This is a genomic window from Gluconobacter japonicus (genome assembly GCF_002723975.1).
GTDB lineage: Bacteria > Pseudomonadota > Alphaproteobacteria > Acetobacterales > Acetobacteraceae > Gluconobacter > Gluconobacter japonicus.
The window spans coordinates 22,079-38,261 of record NZ_BEWO01000010.1 but is presented as its reverse complement, the minus strand read 5'-3'; the positions used below and the strand labels follow the sequence as shown (position 1 = coordinate 38,261).

The window sequence follows — 16,183 nt, the reverse complement described above, 5'->3', positions numbered from 1 at the left end:
AGAAAGACAGAGTTTGGGAGGATCCGATGATCCTCCCATTCTTCAGGCTTCGACTTTGGGTCGAGGCGCGACAAGCTTGAACATCGGGCCTGTCAGGACTGTGGAAATCACAGCCAGAACCATCAAAGATGCAAACGCAAATTCCGAGATCATGCCCTGTGCGTGGAAGATCGTTGCGGCGACAATCTCCATCAACCCTTTGCACTGCAGAAGCACGCCAACACTCAACGCCTGACGGCGGCTGAGGCCTGCTGCGGGCGGGAAAATGTACACGGCAACAATCTTGGTCACGATCGAAATGGCGACCAGAGACAGCGAAGCAATGACAGAAGGCCATGTCAGGGCGTCACCATCAATATTCAGGCCGCTATGGCCGAAGAACATTGGAGCAAGCCAGATCAAGGAGAATGCCCCGACCTTCTCAACAGGCAGGCGACGGACCCACGATGGGGGCATGATCGCACCCGCGAAATAGGCGCCAATCAGTTCATGGAGACCAAGCTGCATACTCGCCCAGGACCCGGCGGCAAGATAGACAGGAACGGCGAGCCAGATTACGGCCAGAGGCGGATGGCGGAAATGACGGGACGCCCAGTTCCCAAGCAGAGCCAGTCCGACTAGCAGTGCAATCGCCAGCACTTCCAGACCGGTCCAGCCATGCAGTGCGGCTGTGCCCCTTTCTGCAACCTGCAAAGCCGCCAGACCGATCCAGAGCGCCGCATCGTCTACAACCGCAAGTTTGAGTGCAAGCTGACCCAGTGGGCGCTGTGAAGGATTAAGCTCCCTGACGACACCAATCAGAACAGGTAGCGCGCTGACCGCAATACATAGCCCGATCGACGCTGCGGCAACCCATGGCTGGGCATGCGGAGGATGCCATCCCGGCAGGGGCAGGAAAAACTCGTAGGCGAGAACAGAACCTACCAGTAGCGGCCCACCAAGAGCCACAGCAGCTCCGCCCAGAAGCCGCCCCAAAGAGGGATCTGGCAATGCATGGTCTGCGGCTGTCTCTTCGGGGGGCTGCCACATCTCTAGTCCGGCAGTAAACGCTAGAACCAGAACAGCAACCCAGCCAATATCACTTCCGTACACAGACGGGATGCCCAGTGATTTAACCGGGAGATGCCAGACGGAGATCACTATACCGATAAGTATAGGAAGGACAACAATCGGTATTCCTCTGTAAAGAAGGCGCCACAAAACCCATGGGAGAAAAACGAAAACCGCAGCATCTGCAAAAAGTGCCGTAATGTTTGTCATCAGCCTCCCCTATTGTACCTGTATGAAAGGATAGGGTACGCGATTATGAGCCCTATGTGCAAACCGATACAACCGGGGCAGAGCACATGACCAACCTGCATAATCTACGAAGCGTTATCTTCCACTCCGGTAGTATGGTGTTCCAAGAGCCGCCGGTGCGGCCATCGCGGACCTGAGTTTCGCAAATGCCAGCATCGGCACAATGATGCAGGCGACCGTTCCGAGATACGGTAAGGTATTGAGAATGGCTGGCGCCACCGGCCACCCTCTCGCCTGCCCCATGAAACCAACTGCTGTTACTAACCCGAACAACAAGCCAGACAGCACAGCCACCGCAGGGCGATATCCCGCAAAGATCACGAGTGCGACGGCAATCCACCCTCGCCCGGCAATCATTCCATCTGACCAGACCGGAACCACAGCCAAAGTCAGATCAGCGCCCGCCAGACCGGCCAGAACGCCTCCCAGAATGACAGCCAGCGCTCTCAGCTTCATGACTGGAACGCCGACCGCATCGGCGGCGGCCGGATTTTCTCCAACAGCACGAAGATCCAGCCCGGAACGTGTTCGGAACATCCAGAAGTGCACCAGACCCGGCAGAACCAGATAGATCAGATAAACCAGCACATTCTGGCTAAAAAAGGCTGGTCCAATGACGGGAATGGACGAAAGAACCGGAATAGAGACGGGTTCAAATACAGCAGACACAGGAATACCGGCAACAGACCGCCCGATGACAGAACTCAGTCCCAGCCCCAGGAATGTAATGGCAACGCCGCACAGAACCTGATTGGCACGAAGTACCACACTGGAAAGCGCCAGAACGCCAGCTCCCACTCCTCCAACCAATCCGGCAGCCAGAAGGCCCAGCCATGGATGGGGCGTCGCCGTCACTGTCATGACGGCGACGACAGCCCCGAGAGACATGAGCCCCTCAACACCGAGATCCAGAACGCCAGCCCGCTCGGCAATTACCTCGCCAAGCGCACCAAGAGCCAGAACACTACCGGAAAGAACGGCATGACCAAGAAGATCGCTGAGAAGTGCCATGGTCAGGTCCTGTTCACGCGGACATAAGCCGCCAGTTCATCTCCCGCCGCGATGGCGAGAACAAGAAGGCCGGTAATGGCCAGAACAGCCGAGGAACTGATCTGGGTAGTCTGTAGAACGATGCCTGTATCAAGGATCAACGCCATCAGGAGAGCAGCCGGGATCAGCGCGAGGCACGATCCGCGAGCCAGCAGCGCAACGACGATACCCAGATAGCCGTAGTTGTTGGCAAGGCCTCCCTGAAGCCGGTGCACAGTTCCTGCGACCTCAAAGACACCTGCCAGCCCCGCCAAGGCACCCGACAACAGCAGGACAGCCAGAATGCGGGGAGCCACACCAATCCCAGCGTAGTGCGCCGCCTGCGGGTTCGAGCCACAGACCGCCGTTTCGTATCCGAAGCGGCTCTTGGCTAGGCCGATCCCCAGACCGATGACAGTTGCGAGCGCCAGAATAAAGCCGAGATGAACAGCACCCCAAAGTTCCGGGAAAGCCGTATGCAGACGCTCGGTCGAGGCCAGAGCACCGGTGACGCGATCAGCCCATGGGCCCGTTGCAAGATAATAGACAAGCAAAGAGGCCACAAAATTGAGCAGAAGCGAGGTGACAATTTCGCTCACACCCAACCATGCCCGAGCAGCCGCTGGCACAAAGATCCAGGCCGCACCGGCGAGCATGCCTGCAACAATCATGGAAGGCAGTGCAACAAGCGTAGGCCAGTTTGTGAACAGCCCGATCGCCGTGGCGGCAGTCGCGCCAGCATAGAGCTGCCCTTCCGCGCCGATATTCCACAAATTGACACGAATGCCGACCCAGACTGCCGCTCCTGTCAGCATCAGCGGGGTCATGAACAGGGCCAGATCTTCAATTCCGAACCGGGAGCCAACCGTAGAGCGCACAATCAGCCCAGCGAGTTCAACGGGAGAGCGTCCCATGGCAGTCAGAGTTATGGCGACAATGTTGAGGGCTGCAAGGATGGATAATCCCCGCCCTACAGCGATGCGGTAAGAAGGAACAACCGTCAGACGGGTCCGATGCGATACAGCGCTCATGCGGCCTCCGACAGGCTACGACCACTCATGAGAGCCCCAATACTGTCTCTGTCTGCGTCCGCACGCGCCATGATCCCCATGAGACGTCCTGCATACAGGACGGCAATTCGATCGCTAAGAGCAAAAATTTCGTCCAGATCTTCCGACATGAGAACTACGGCCACACCTGCGTCCCGGGCGCGGGCGAGCATGTCGCGCATCGCGGAAATGGCACCAATATCCAGACCACGGCTTGGGTAACTCGCAACCAGAACATGGCTTGCGATCCGGATTTCCCGTTCCAGAACCAGTCTCTGCTGATTACCACCAGAGAGGCCACGTATCTGCACCTGTGTTCCAGGGAGTTTGACACCCGCCTTATCGGCCAACATCTGCGCAAATTTGCGGGCCTGCGGCATGGAAAAGCCAAACTTTCCGCCAATGGGAGGGCGATCATACTCCCGGAGGGCCATATTTTCCGCGACACTTAAACCCGGCATCAGTGCGCGTTTGAGGCGGTCCTCCGGAACATGCCCAACTCCGGCATGGGCAAACATGGCCGGGTCCGCACGGTTTACAGCCTTGCCGTTCAGAAAAATGGTTCCACTTTCAGGGTCTTTCAGACCGGTCAGGACCTCAGCCAGTTCAGGTTGGCCGTTTCCCGTTACTCCGGCAATCCCGAGGATTTCGCCGGGACGCAGGGAAAGGCTGACATTCTCAAGTCGGACGACCCCCGCATTATCACGGACCGTGACCTGCTGAAGGGAAAGTAGTTCTGCCTTCCCGACCTCCAGAACGGGAACCTGACGAGGATAGGACGTCGCAAGAGCAACAGGCCGCCCAATCATTTCCGTCACCAGGCTGTCAGGCGTCACATCCGCCACATGATGAGTACCGACCAGACGCCCCTGACGTAGAACGGAGACACGATCTGCCAGAGCCATGATCTCGTCCAGCTTATGGCTGATGATGATGACCGCCCCCCCTTCAGACCGAAACCGACGCAGACCCGAAAACAGCTCATCCACCTCAACCGGGCTAAGAACCGCCGTGGGCTCATCCAGAATAAGCAGCCGCGCACCACGAGAAAGCACGCGCAAAATTTCGACCCGCTGCTGCTCACCCGCCGACAATGAAGAAACAATGGCCGATGGCCGCACCGGCAGTCCAAATCTGGCAGAAAGCTCTTTGGCCCTTCCCTCGATATCTTTCGCAGAAAGGCGTTTGGGGGTTTCTGACCAGCCAAGGTGCAGGTTTTCCGCCACCGTAAAGCGTGGCACCAGCCGGAAATGTTGGTGCACCATGCCAATCCCCGCCGAAATGGCTGCATCTGGAGCTGGGAATGTGGTGCCATATCCATCAATGATGATTTCACCGGCATCTGGCTGATACAGACCCGTGACCACATTCATCAGAGTGGATTTCCCTGCCCCGTTCTCCCCTAGAAGCGCGTGGATTTCACCAGGGAAGACGTTCAGGGAAACATGCTCATTAGCGATAACACCGGGAAAATATTTCGCGATATTCACCAGTTCCAGAATGGGCGGCGTTCCGGCGGGAAGATGGCGAGGCGGCGCATTGGGTGTATGTGAGACGTCAGCCAAGGCCGGATACTCCCTGCACCTGCCAACTCCAGCCATACATTTCCGCGTCGGTCATGACATGGCCCGGCGGAACGCGGAGCTTACCGTCTGAATCATAGATCGGCCCCTGAAATGGCGACCATCCAGCCAGCATCCGGTCTCTGGCTGCGTCCGCTTCCTTCTGCACCGCCTCCGGCACGTTCTGGCCCCAGCGGTCCCGGTCAACACCCTTGCCCAGCGTCAGGAAACGACCTTCTGGCCCCCATTCCCCCCGGATGCGTGCGCCGACCTGCTGGATATAGAAATCGGCGAAATCCAGCGTGACAGAACTGACATAAGCGTTCGGCCCAAACTCTCGCATGTCGGTGTTCCACATAGCCGCCCAGACACCGCGCTTTTCCGCTACACGCAGATAGCCCGGATCATCCATGATGCCACACAGGAAGTCACACCCACTGTCTACGAGAGCCGCTCCAGCCTCGGTTGCGGCTTGCGGGTCGAACCAGGAGTTGATGGAAATGACGCGCATCGTCGCGTTCGGATTGACCGATCTGGCGCCCAGAAGAACGGCATTGGCGCTTGCATAGACAGACGGTACCGGGAACGACGCCACATATCCTAGTTTCCCGGTCTTGCTCAGACGTGCGGCCGCAATGCCGATCACATAACTCGCATACCAGTGCGTAATGTAATACCAACCCAGATTATTACTGACGGTATGACCATCACATTCCATGAACGCCACATTCGGCGCCCGGTCCGCAACATCCTTGATGAAATCTCCATAATTGGACGTGGAGATGACCATCTGCGCCCCTTCCGCCACGAACTGGCGAAAGATGCGCGTTGCGTCTGCGGAATACGGGACGCTTTCGACAAACAGCGTTTTCACTGCCGGATAGGCGCGCTTCATGGCTTCAACACCCTGATTATGCGCATAACTCCACCCACCGTCCGTGATCGGGCTGGTGTGCCCGAAACCGACCAGAAGATCTTCTTCCCGAATAGGGGCAAAACGACGTTCGGCAGCCCCGGCCTTGAGTGTGGAAGGCAGCAAGAGCGAGCTTCCGAGAGCGGCCAATGCTCTGCGCCGAGGAAGACGTGTCAGGTCTTTCAATGACATTCCGGCACTCCTGGCATCGTCATGAATCCGGGTAGCGCCTTGAACTGCCGGATGAAATTTCGGATCGCCGGATAGAGATCCAGCGGTACTTCCAGATCCTGACTTAAAGTGACGATCGGGAACAGCAGAATATCGGCAACACCCGGATGCCTTCCCGAGACCCAGAGACGGTCACACAGACGGTCGTCTGACAGGCGATCCTCAATTTCAGTCATCAAACGAAACACTGAAGGAGGAATCCCATCTGTCGGTAACGCAGCCAGAAGCGCTGTCCGGCGAAAATGCGAAAAACGTTCCAGCGCACCTTCTGCCCACGCGTCCCGCCGTTCTTCACCAATGCCAAGATGCCAGTCTCGGGAGACTTCGGGCAGACTGGTCAGCCTTTGGAGGATATCGGCGGGGCCACGAAGACAACCCCCATCAATTTCAAGCACGGGTCCGGTTTCCAGGGCAGCAGCATCTGTGAGAGTTGGAAGATGCACGCCCATCAGCGACGCACCCAGCCGGACGGCATAGCACCGGTCGTCGAGTGCCCAATCTCGCAGCCTCATGCCGGAACCTTTTCGTTGAGTGCTTCGAGACGGTCTCTGGTGGTTTTGGCTCTTGCTGCAACGTCCAGCCGGTTAGCCAGCGTTGTGGCTGCCATGTGGAGCATTGTTAGACCGGGTTCGGGTTCATGAACCGCCAAGAGGCAGTCTTCCTGCCAGTTCCATCCCTCCTCCGGGAGCGCCAGAGTGGCGCGCACTGAAGCCAAAGGTGCCTGGACGAGGATACTTCTCGCGCCGAATGCATCCCCATCCGGCAGTTCGTCCAGACTTGCGTCCTCATTCAGGGACACCCAGATCATTCCGGCCCGCTCTTCCGCCCGATAGGGATGAGCATGGATTGTTCCGGGTACACGCAGTTCTGGGTGGGCGGGAATATGACGACAGGTGGCGTCCGCGCCGAACTGCCAGCCGTGATACAGACAGGCCAGATTGCCATTCCGCACAAAGCCGAAGCTCAGTCGCATACCTCGATGGGGACAGCGGTCCTCCCAGGCATGAACATTTCCATCTGCGCCGCGCCACAGAGCGATTTCTTTCCCGCACAAACGGGCCGGTGCTGCAGTTTCGGGTGGGACATCCATCCCAAGCGCAAGGGGAAACCAGTCTGTCACGCGATGTCTTCCGCACCAGTCACGATACAGCCTGCAGGCCCCAAAAGGCAGGACATTTCAAACATGCCAAGCAGGGCTTCCTCCCCAACAATCCGGGCTTCGAAACAGAACTGTGATACGGACATCTCTGTAATCTCCACGGCCAGAAGCCTTGCGCGGGCCTTCACAAAGGCCTGTAACGCCTCAGGATCAAAATGCCCTGTGAGACGAATCTCCCGGACCATATAATCATGCCCTCCTTATCTCATTTCACAATAAGAATTTTCCGGATTATCAATATTCCTTATTCCACCGACACCAGATGTCATGATTAACTGGGGGTCAACCGTCACCAGCAGCAGGTCCATGCCCCATGAGTACCGTTGATTCGGAAACGTTATCACAATGGTATCCGCTCGCCATGCTGGAAGATCTGACGGAACCGCATTTTCAGACGATGCTGCTGGACAGATTCATCGACGTTTCACGCGACGATCAAGGCGCTCTTCAGGTCCTCTGCGGGAACCGCTCCCTGCCCGTCCGTGAACGCTACGGGTATCTCTGGACGTCTCTGGGAGAACCGGTGCGCGATATTCCGTCTATTCCTGAAGCGGAGGAGCCAGATCGGCGACTGGTCTGCTGTGGGTCCATTGCCGTCCATTCATCTGGCCTCAGGGTTGTTGAGAACTTTCTCGACATGGCGCATTTTCCGTTTGTTCACACCAATATTCTCGGGGCAGAGCCGGAAACCGAGGTTCGCCGATATCAGATTGAAACCCGCGACGGGGGCGAAGAAATCTGGGCAACGGACTGTACGTTCTTTCAGCCACAGGCCGCTCTTTCGGCCTCCGGCAGTATTCTCACCGATTATACCTACCGTGTAGCGGCGCCCTTCTCGACACTTCTCTATAAGACATGCCCTGCCTCTCCTGAACGTCAGGACGTGATTGCGCTTTTCGTCCAGCCCATGACGCCCACACGCTCACGGGCCCATCCCGTCATGTTTCTGATCGATGAAGCCTCACCTCTCGAAGGGCTGGTGGAGTTCCAGCAGTTCATCTTCCTTCAGGACAGGATCATTCTCGAAAACCAGCGCCCTCGCCTGATGCCTCTGGATGGTAAGTATGAGATCCCGACCATGGCGGACCGATCCTCGGTGGCCTATCGGCGCTGGCTGAAGGCTAAAGGCGTCACCTATGGTGTACTCGCGTGACTGAGACCATCATCGGGCGCGTTCTGACATCGGAGACGCCCCAGAGCACTCGCCTCGAAAACGTAGCTCTTCTGGTCGATACGGATGGCACCATTCAGGAACGCACTCTTCAAGATACAGCACGTTATGACGCTCTGTCTGGCCGAAAGGACGCAGTCTGGCTGCCCGATGACGCGCTTTTTATCCCCGGCCTGACAGACCTGCACATTCACGCTCCGCAATGGCCACAAGCTGGCATGGCGCTGGATCGACCGCTTGAAGACTGGCTTGGCACCTATACCTTTCCCCTGGAAGCCCGCTACGCTGATCCTGCTTTTGCGGAAAGCGTTTATGACGATCTTGTCCGCACCCTGCTGGAGAACGGCACCACAACGGCGCTTTATTTCGCGACTATCCACAAAGAAGCCAGCCTTGTTCTGGCACGGACCTGCCTTCGCTATGGTCAACGCGGGTTTGTCGGGCTCGTGGCAATGGATCACCCAGACCTGTGCCCACCGGATTACCGACAGACCAGCGCTCAGGAGGCTCTCGATGCAACGCGTCGGTTCATTGAGGCCGTTCGTACTCTTCCGGGTAATGAATACGGCCTCGTTCAGCCTGTCATCACCCCGCGCTTCATCCCCGCATGTTCGGACGCGCTTCTGGAAGGGCTTGGCGCACTGGCTGCCGAACTGAACGTCCGGGTTCAAACCCATGCGTCGGAAAGTGACTGGGAACACCAGCACGTTCTGGATCGCACAGGCCAGACGGATACCCACGCGCTGGACCGCTTTGGTCTGCTGCGCGATCATACGGTTCTGGCCCACGCTGGATTTCTGGATCAGACTGACCGGACACTCGTTAAAAACCGCAACGCGGCACTGGCGCATTGCCCCATTTCCAATGCGTTTTTTGCCGGAGCCGCGCTCCCTGTGCGGGATGTTCTGGACGAGCATGTTCATTGCGGGCTGGGCACGGATATTTCCGGCGGCTATTCGCCCTCGATTTTCGAAAATGCCCGGCAGGCGGTTCTGACGTCCCGTTTACTGGAAAGCGGCACAAATCCTCACCTTCCCGTCTCAGAGCGTGGGTTACCCAAAAGCCGGATCGACTTTCAGGAAGCCTTCTGGCTGGCCACACGCGGAGGGGCTGAAGCCTTGGGGGTTTCTGCCGGGCAACTCATGCCAGGTCAGATGTTTGATGCCGTCGAAATTCTGGGAACGTCTGGCGCTCTGCGACTGCATCCAAAAGACGATGCCGCCACCTGTGCACAAAAAATCGTTTGCCACGCATCCTCACAGACCATTGGCCGCGTCTGGGTCAATGGCCGTCAAATCAAGGAAAAGGCGTCTCACCCATGCTGACAGACACTGATGATCTCCGCTTCCTTCGCTTGTCCTTTGATATAGCGCGCAAATCGCGCGAAGGTGGCGACCATCCGTTCGGCTCCATCCTTGTGGACGCGGACGGAACAGTCCTGATGGAACAGGGCAACGGCTACAGCGCGGAAGGCTGCGACATGACAGCTCATGCCGAACGTCTGCTCGCCAGTCGTGCAAGCCGTACCTATGGCTCTGAGCGCCTGCGAAGATGCACGCTCTACAGCTCCGCCGAGCCTTGCGCGATGTGTTCTGGCGCCATTTACTGGGCTGGCATTGGACGCGTCGTGTACGGCCAGTCGGAAAAAGGCCTCAAGGACATGACGGGCAATCATGCGGAAAATCCGACGCTGGATCTTCCCTGTCGCACGGTTTTCGGCGCCGGACAGCAGAACGTTGAGGTCATCGGTCCACTTCTTGAAGAGGAAGCCGCGGCCCTTCAGGCAGAATTCTGGAACGCCCATCCGACGTGACATCCCTACAATCCTGATGCTAGGCTGACCGTTCCTCGCCCGTTCAAGACCAGCTTGATGACGATCCGGAGTTCGCACCTTCGGAACAGGGCCTTCTGCGAAAGCCATGATCCGTCATGGCTTGCTGATGGTATCGGGAAAGGACGCCGCAATGACGGTCAGCCTCCTTGTTACAAACGCCTATCTGTACATTGATCGAGACTGGGAAATCCCGAACGGATGGATTGCCCTGAAGGACGGTCGTGTTCATTCCGTAGGGCATTCTGGCGAAACGCCGCCACGCGCTGAAAAAAACCTCTCCGCCAATGGAAAATTGGTCACGCCCGGTCTCATCAACGCCCATCATCACATGTACCAGAACCTGACCCGCGCCTATGCGCCCGTCACGAACGGAACGTTGTTCGAGTGGTTGCAAGGACTATATCCGCTCTGGGCCGGGCTGGATGAAGAATCCGTTTATCTTTCAACTGCCGTGGCCATGATTGAGCTTCTTATGGGTGGTTGCACAACGTCGATGGATCATATGTACGTCCATCCCAAGCCGTTCCTGATTGATGCGCAGTTCCGTGCGGCAAAAGACATTGGGTTCCGCTTCCACGCTACGCGCGGTTCCATGACGCGTTCCATTGAGGATGGCGGCCTACCACCTGCGTCGGTCGTGCAGGACGAAGACACCATTCTCGCGGACAGTGAACGTCTTGTTCACGCGTATCATGATGCTTCACCCGGTGCGATGGGCCGGGTTGCGCTTGCGCCCTGCTCGCTCTTCAGTGTTTCCGAACGGATCATGACGGAATCTGCGTCCATGGCAGACCGGTATGATCTGCGCCTCCATACGCATCTGGCGGAAGATCACGACGAAGATCGCTACTGCGCAGACGTTTATGGGTGCACCCCGACGGAATATTTCGAGCGCGTGGGTTGGGCCAGCCCGCGCTCCTGGGTTGCCCATTACATCTACCCATCAACGGATGAGATCGATCGCCTCGCCCATGCGGGTGTCTGTACGGCGCAATGTCCGTGCTCGAACATGATGATCGGTGGTGGCTCTGCTGATGCCATGGACATGCGCCGCAGGGGGATGAGGGTTGGGCTTGGATGTGACGGATCAGCCTCCACCGATCATGCATCGCTCTGGCTGGAGACCCGTATGGCGCTTTTGCTGGGGCGGTTCCGGAATGGCCCCCATTCCATGACGGCTCGGGATGCGCTGGATATGGCAACACGGGGTGGAGCGGCCTGTCTGGGCTGGGACGATGAAATCGGACATCTGAAACCCGGTGCTTGTGCCGATCTGGTCGTCTGGCAGATGTCGGAGATCTCCCTTGCTGGCGCGTTGACAGACCCGGTGGAAGCATGGCTTCGCTGCGCCCCAGCAACAGCGGGCACAACCATCGTGAATGGCCGTATCCTGGTAGAAAATGGACAGCCCGTTCTGAAAAACCTGAGAGACATTCTTGGAGCGCATCGTAAAGAGGCCATGCGCATTCAGCGTCTTAACATCTCGATATGATCAGAAGCGGGGCGATGGCACACATCGCCCCGTTGCAAAGCAATGTTCTATTATTGAAAGAGATGTGAAAGACTTTTCATCTCTGCGGAACTTGTAAGGCTTTCGTATTCCTTCCAGAATAATCGCACTATGTAAGGAGTTACACCGTGCGTACCAAGATTTTGACCTGCTCCCTCCTTGCGGCAGGCCTACTCGCTGCGACCAGCCTGACAGTTCATGCAGAAGCCCCTTCTTCAGAAACCGTGAAAGCACCCGAAGGCGTATCTCACTTTCTGACGACGCCCCAGAAGGTCGTTTCAGATGGGGCTGCGACCATTCGTGGGCAGCACATTCCGTATCAGGCTGTGACCGGAACGCTGATCGTTCATGCTCAGGGCTGGGATGATTCCGATACCGGCAGCAAGGATGAAAAGGCCGACAAAAAGAACCCGGATGCTGTGGCGTCAGTCTTCTATGTGGCCTATTTCAAGAAAGGCGCGCATCCGGAAAACCGTCCGATCACCTTTGTCTATAACGGTGGTCCAGGATCATCGAGTGTCTGGATGCATATGGGGGCCTTTGGGCCGCACCGTATTGTCACCGCAGACGATACCCATACACCGGCGGCGCCCTATCATCTGATTGACAACAACGACAGCCCGCTGGATGCGACCGATCTGGTTTTCATTGATGCACCGGGCACCGGGTTCGGGCGCCTTGTTGGCAAGGACAAGGAAAAGGCATTCTACGGTACGGACCCGGATGCGGCAGCCTTTACGGACTTCATCGCGCAGTTCCTGACGCGCTTTAACCGTTTCAACTCTCCCAAGTATCTTTTTGGTGAGAGCTATGGCACGACCCGATCGGCAATCATTGCCAATCAGTTGGCGTCTGAAAAGGGCATTGATCTGAACGGCGTCATGCTGCTCTCCCAGATCCTGGACTATGACAACTCGATCGACAGCGTAAAGTCGAACCCGAGTGTCGATCAGCCCTATGTTCTGGCTCTCCCCAGCTTTGCCGCAACTGCTTGGTATCATCACAAGCTGCCCAACCAGCCAAAAGACCTGAAGCCTTTCCTGTCCGAAGTCGAGCACTTTGCCCTGACGGACTACACGTCTGCCCTCCAGGACGGCACATCCATTTCAGATGAAAAACTGGAACAGACAGCCCAGAAACTTCATCAGTACACAGGCCTTCCGGTCGAGTACCTGAAAAAGGCAGACCTGCGCGTAAGTGGTGGTGAATTTGCCAAGACCCTTCTTGGGGATGACGGCATGGATACAGGTCGTCTGGACAGCCGGTTCTCTGGACCGGCCATTGACCCGCTCGGACAGACGCCAGATTACGATCCTCAGTTTGCGGCCATGCAGTCGGCTTACGTTTCGGCCTTCAATGATTATGTCCGGAACACCCTGCACTACGGCACCAATCCTGCGTTCTATGACGGGTACCAGGAATATAAGGTTAGCGCTCATTCCATCGGGAAATGGGCCTTCGTACACAAACAGCCTGGTTCAGCCCATCCAGCCAAAGGTGCACCGAACGTCCTGCCGGATCTGGCCAGCGCAATGAAGCAGAACCCAAGCCTCAAGATCATGCTGAATCAAGGTTACTATGATCTGGGAACGCCATTTTTTGAAGGAATCTATGAGATGCAGCATCTTCCGATACCCCGAAAACTGGCCTCCAATATCGAAATTCACCAGTATGAATCCGGTCACATGGTCTATGCCCATGCCCCAGCTCTTGCAGAACTTCATGATAATGTCGTCAACTTCATCAACAAGACGCACGACTGAGGTTTAAAAATGATCGGGCAGTTTTTCTGAACTGCCCGACACTCCAATTAAATTGAAAACCGAAAATACAGAAAATATATTTCAAACAAAATTAATCGATATTTTATATTTCCTCTGGTTCTCATAATTTTTTATTGTCGCCATTGAATCTTATATTCTTAACCAAGACTCAAACGTATCCAAAATTTGGGCACCGTATAACTTTAGGTTATAGAAAACCTCTTTCTTGGAATTTCTTTTTATGCCCAATTACAAAATTATTATTGCAAAATCAAAACAAGATGGATATTTCTGATCTGCATTAATTCCGAATTGACGGCATCACTGCAAAGTTTTTGCCTCAAAAACAGAACATGCTCTCGCCCAGTCCTGCATGTCATCCCGGAAAAATACGCGCTGTATGCATCTGAGTTTTCTGATCCTAGACCAGCATAAAATCACTACCCTTTTCCTCCTTTTGACTGGGATTTTCCTCAATGCGTTTTCTTTCCCGTCGTCATGCCCTGACCAGCGCAGCCTCCCTGTTAGGCCTCTCCAGCCTTCCCGGTTGCACGGACAGAAGTCTGCGCAATCTGGATCTTGATGCGGATGTTCGCTCCCTTCCGGTCATCAGAGCGCGAACTGACCGGATTGATCGCATCACAGTCTGCCTACGCCCGTTTCGGGCTGCCGGCCCTCGACTGGATGTTGAACAGATAGGTCACAAAACCGTAGTTCATAACTATGGACATGGAGGAAGTGGCTGGTCGCTTTCCTGGGGCAGCGCAAAACTGGCGGTAGAGCGAGCTCTGCCCGTCAACTCCGCAAAAATTGGTATCCTCGGATGTGGCGCTATCGGCCTTACGACCGCCATTGTGGCGCAACAGGCCGGGGCGGAAGTGACCATCTACGCTGAATCTCTTCCACCGTTTGTTCGATCCGCCCGCGCTTCGGGAAGCTGGACACCTTCTTCGCGTATTGCCCAAAAAGATACGATGACACCCGAATTTGTAAACCGATGGGAGGCCATGGCCCGGTATTCGTTCTCTTGCTACCAAAATCTGCAAGGACTTCCAGGAAACCCCATAGAATGGGATACATTCTATGGGATGAAATCCAGAGAACTGGATCCTTTGCATGCAGATCCTATCGGTTTTGCCAAGCTTGACGACCGAATTCAGGATATTGAGCCTCAGGGAAATCTGATCCAGGTGGATGATACACGACTTCCCTACTCAGAAGTTCACAAGAAACCCAATCTGATTTTCAATGTCACAAGCTATTCGGACTACCTCCTGCGTCAGTTTCTGGAGCGTGGGGGCAAGATCAAGACTATGACCTTGCATCATCCTTCTGAACTGACAGCCCTGCCTGAACCAGTTTTCATCAACTGCACGGGATATGGAGCGCGCGCGCTTTGGAACGATAGCAGCATCATTCCTGTTCGTGGTCAGATTGCCTGGTTGATCCCGCAACCCGAAGCTTTGTGCAGCATGAGCTTCGGAAACGTCTATGTCGTGTCCCGACGCGATGGCATCGTCGTGCAATGGATGGGCGATGACATGGGTTTTGGGTACAATGGCACGGATGAAACACCCGATCTGGCCGAAGCCCATCGCAGTGTTTCGGTCATCAATGGTTTATATAGAAGTATGGGCTACACAGTGTAGGCTCAGGCTGCATTGATTTAATTGTGAAATTTTGATTCGGCTTCTGCAAAGAGATTGAAAATAAATGACCTGTATTGACTGACGGATGACCAGATGGACCGTCTTCCGGAGAGACATGACAAATCGCGCGTTGATGACCACCGCGTGCTGAGCGACATCATTTTTATGAGTCGTAAACGGCCTGCGCTGCCGTGATGCTTGCCCAGGAATACGGTCCGCACAGAAGCTCTACACCAGCTGGAAGCGTTAGGGCGACATTGGTATTTCATAGGGATGATAGATGGCCTGTCTGCTGCGAAGACCGAGCTTCGGACTATCATGATTGATGCGACCTTTCCCAAAGCACACTGCACGGCTTCAGGCCTACGGTTAAAAAAGGGATCCAGGTCGTCTGATCGGTCATACCAAAGGTGGTATGCAATAGCGGTCACCGATCAGAATGGACGACTACTGAGATTTTTCATGACTGCAGGATAGGCCAGTGATTAGATGGAAACTTCTGCCCTGCTAGACAGACTTACCATGGCACAGTGAATGCTGACGGACCGGGTTATAATGCTGACTATTTCAGGGGCCCCCAAGGAGAAAAAAGGAAGCAGGCCTTGCATCCCGGGACGGAAATCCCGCAGACAGCCGATCAAATATGACAAGAGAAAATACAAACAGTGCAACCGCATCGAAATCATATTCGGTCGACACACGCTGGGACAGATGTCCGACAGTCTTCTTCTCCGTTATCTGCCTCGCTGCAAATGTCATCTTCTGGCTATGAATCCTGAGCCTAAGAGGCTGGAAATGTCACTCAACTGCTACCATTCGGTAGCATGTGGCACCCAGAAGATCGCTCAATAGAATGATCATCATTTTGATCGATTTTAATGTATTTCAATCACAATAATGACTTGACACGATCGCTCGCGAGCATCTCATATCGCTGGAGCATTAATTCATCTGAGCCACATCATTCCAAACAGAACGTCTCTCTTGGAGTTCGCCCATCCCACCAGAACAAAC

The 16,183-nt window shown here is 55.5% G+C and carries 14 protein-coding genes and 1 pseudogene; 7 read left to right on the top strand and 8 right to left on the bottom strand.

Annotated features, from left to right (window positions below):
- Positions 1–42 precede the first annotated feature (42 nt).
- From GJA01_RS08525 to GJA01_RS08490, 8 genes are all read right to left on the bottom strand, one after another.
- Positions 43–1,260, bottom strand: coding sequence for a cation:proton antiporter (locus GJA01_RS08525; RefSeq protein ID WP_062505186.1), 1,218 nt, complete (start codon positions 1,258–1,260; stop codon positions 43–45).
- Positions 1,261–1,374: 114 nt separating this feature from the next.
- Positions 1,375–2,310: an ABC transporter permease gene (locus GJA01_RS08520; protein ID WP_062505188.1), complete on the bottom strand. Its 936-nt coding sequence runs from the start codon at positions 2,308–2,310 to the stop codon at positions 1,375–1,377.
- A gap of 2 nt (positions 2,311–2,312) precedes the next feature.
- Entirely contained in the window at positions 2,313–3,359 is a 1,047-nt protein-coding gene (locus GJA01_RS08515) for an ABC transporter permease (protein ID WP_062505190.1), read from the bottom strand.
- Positions 3,356–4,942, bottom strand: a complete 1,587-nt coding sequence (locus GJA01_RS08510) for an ABC transporter ATP-binding protein (protein ID WP_062505192.1) — start codon at positions 4,940–4,942, stop codon at positions 3,356–3,358. The genes GJA01_RS08515 and GJA01_RS08510 overlap by 4 nt, the downstream gene beginning before the upstream one ends.
- Positions 4,935–6,044 (bottom strand): BMP family ABC transporter substrate-binding protein, encoded by a 1,110-nt coding sequence (locus GJA01_RS08505; protein WP_062024664.1) that lies wholly within the window; start codon positions 6,042–6,044, stop codon positions 4,935–4,937. Before GJA01_RS08505 ends, GJA01_RS08510 begins: the two co-directional genes overlap by 8 nt.
- Positions 6,035–6,595, bottom strand: coding sequence for a glutathione S-transferase family protein (locus tag GJA01_RS08500; RefSeq protein ID WP_062024662.1), 561 nt, complete (start codon positions 6,593–6,595; stop codon positions 6,035–6,037). The genes GJA01_RS08505 and GJA01_RS08500 overlap by 10 nt, the downstream gene beginning before the upstream one ends.
- Entirely contained in the window at positions 6,592–7,203 is a 612-nt protein-coding gene (locus tag GJA01_RS08495; protein ID WP_062024660.1) for a Rieske (2Fe-2S) protein, read from the bottom strand. The genes GJA01_RS08500 and GJA01_RS08495 overlap by 4 nt, the downstream gene beginning before the upstream one ends.
- Positions 7,200–7,427 (bottom strand): hypothetical protein, encoded by a 228-nt coding sequence (locus GJA01_RS08490; RefSeq protein WP_062024658.1) that lies wholly within the window; start codon positions 7,425–7,427, stop codon positions 7,200–7,202. The genes GJA01_RS08495 and GJA01_RS08490 overlap by 4 nt, the downstream gene beginning before the upstream one ends.
- 128 nt (positions 7,428–7,555) lie before the next feature.
- Here GJA01_RS08490 and GJA01_RS08485 point away from each other — a divergent pair, with 128 nt between their 5' ends.
- The 7 genes and pseudogenes from GJA01_RS08485 (at position 7,556) to GJA01_RS08455 (ending at position 15,941) form a co-directional block, all read left to right on the top strand.
- Positions 7,556–8,395: an aromatic ring-hydroxylating oxygenase subunit alpha gene (locus GJA01_RS08485; protein WP_062024655.1), complete on the top strand. Its 840-nt coding sequence runs from the start codon at positions 7,556–7,558 to the stop codon at positions 8,393–8,395.
- The gene (locus GJA01_RS08480; RefSeq protein WP_062024653.1) at positions 8,392–9,738 is read left to right on the top strand and encodes an amidohydrolase family protein; all 1,347 of its coding nucleotides are present in this window, start codon (positions 8,392–8,394) and stop codon (positions 9,736–9,738) included. The genes GJA01_RS08485 and GJA01_RS08480 overlap by 4 nt, the downstream gene beginning before the upstream one ends.
- A complete protein-coding gene (locus GJA01_RS08475) occupies positions 9,732–10,226 on the top strand; it encodes a nucleoside deaminase (RefSeq protein ID WP_062024651.1) in 495 nt (164 codons plus the stop codon). Before GJA01_RS08480 ends, GJA01_RS08475 begins: the two co-directional genes overlap by 7 nt.
- Before the next feature lie 151 nt (positions 10,227–10,377).
- Entirely contained in the window at positions 10,378–11,739 is a 1,362-nt protein-coding gene (locus tag GJA01_RS08470; RefSeq protein WP_062505236.1) for an 8-oxoguanine deaminase, read from the top strand.
- A 146-nt stretch (positions 11,740–11,885) separates the two neighbouring features.
- The gene (locus tag GJA01_RS08465; protein ID WP_062505194.1) at positions 11,886–13,520 is read left to right on the top strand and encodes a S10 family peptidase; all 1,635 of its coding nucleotides are present in this window, start codon (positions 11,886–11,888) and stop codon (positions 13,518–13,520) included.
- A 476-nt stretch (positions 13,521–13,996) separates the two neighbouring features.
- Entirely contained in the window at positions 13,997–15,169 is a 1,173-nt protein-coding gene (locus GJA01_RS08460) for an FAD-dependent oxidoreductase (protein WP_062505197.1), read from the top strand.
- A gap of 93 nt (positions 15,170–15,262) precedes the next feature.
- Positions 15,263–15,941 (top strand): annotated as a pseudogene (locus tag GJA01_RS08455) (IS5/IS1182 family transposase).
- Positions 15,942–16,183: the final 242 nt, after the last annotated feature.

Coding starts and splice junctions, on each gene's coding strand:
- GJA01_RS08485 (WP_062024655.1), top strand. CDS start 7,556: ATGAGTACCGTTGATTCGGAAACGTTATCACAATGGTATCCGCTCGCC.
- GJA01_RS08520 (WP_062505188.1), bottom strand. CDS start 2,310: ATGGCACTTCTCAGCGATCTTCTTGGTCATGCCGTTCTTTCCGGTAGT.
- GJA01_RS08460 (WP_062505197.1), top strand. CDS start 13,997: ATGCGTTTTCTTTCCCGTCGTCATGCCCTGACCAGCGCAGCCTCCCTG.
- GJA01_RS08490 (WP_062024658.1), bottom strand. CDS start 7,427: ATGGTCCGGGAGATTCGTCTCACAGGGCATTTTGATCCTGAGGCGTTA.
- GJA01_RS08515 (WP_062505190.1), bottom strand. CDS start 3,359: ATGAGCGCTGTATCGCATCGGACCCGTCTGACGGTTGTTCCTTCTTAC.
- GJA01_RS08475 (WP_062024651.1), top strand. CDS start 9,732: ATGCTGACAGACACTGATGATCTCCGCTTCCTTCGCTTGTCCTTTGAT.
- GJA01_RS08525 (WP_062505186.1), bottom strand. CDS start 1,260: ATGACAAACATTACGGCACTTTTTGCAGATGCTGCGGTTTTCGTTTTT.
- GJA01_RS08470 (WP_062505236.1), top strand. CDS start 10,378: ATGACGGTCAGCCTCCTTGTTACAAACGCCTATCTGTACATTGATCGA.
- GJA01_RS08505 (WP_062024664.1), bottom strand. CDS start 6,044: ATGTCATTGAAAGACCTGACACGTCTTCCTCGGCGCAGAGCATTGGCC.
- GJA01_RS08500 (WP_062024662.1), bottom strand. CDS start 6,595: ATGAGGCTGCGAGATTGGGCACTCGACGACCGGTGCTATGCCGTCCGG.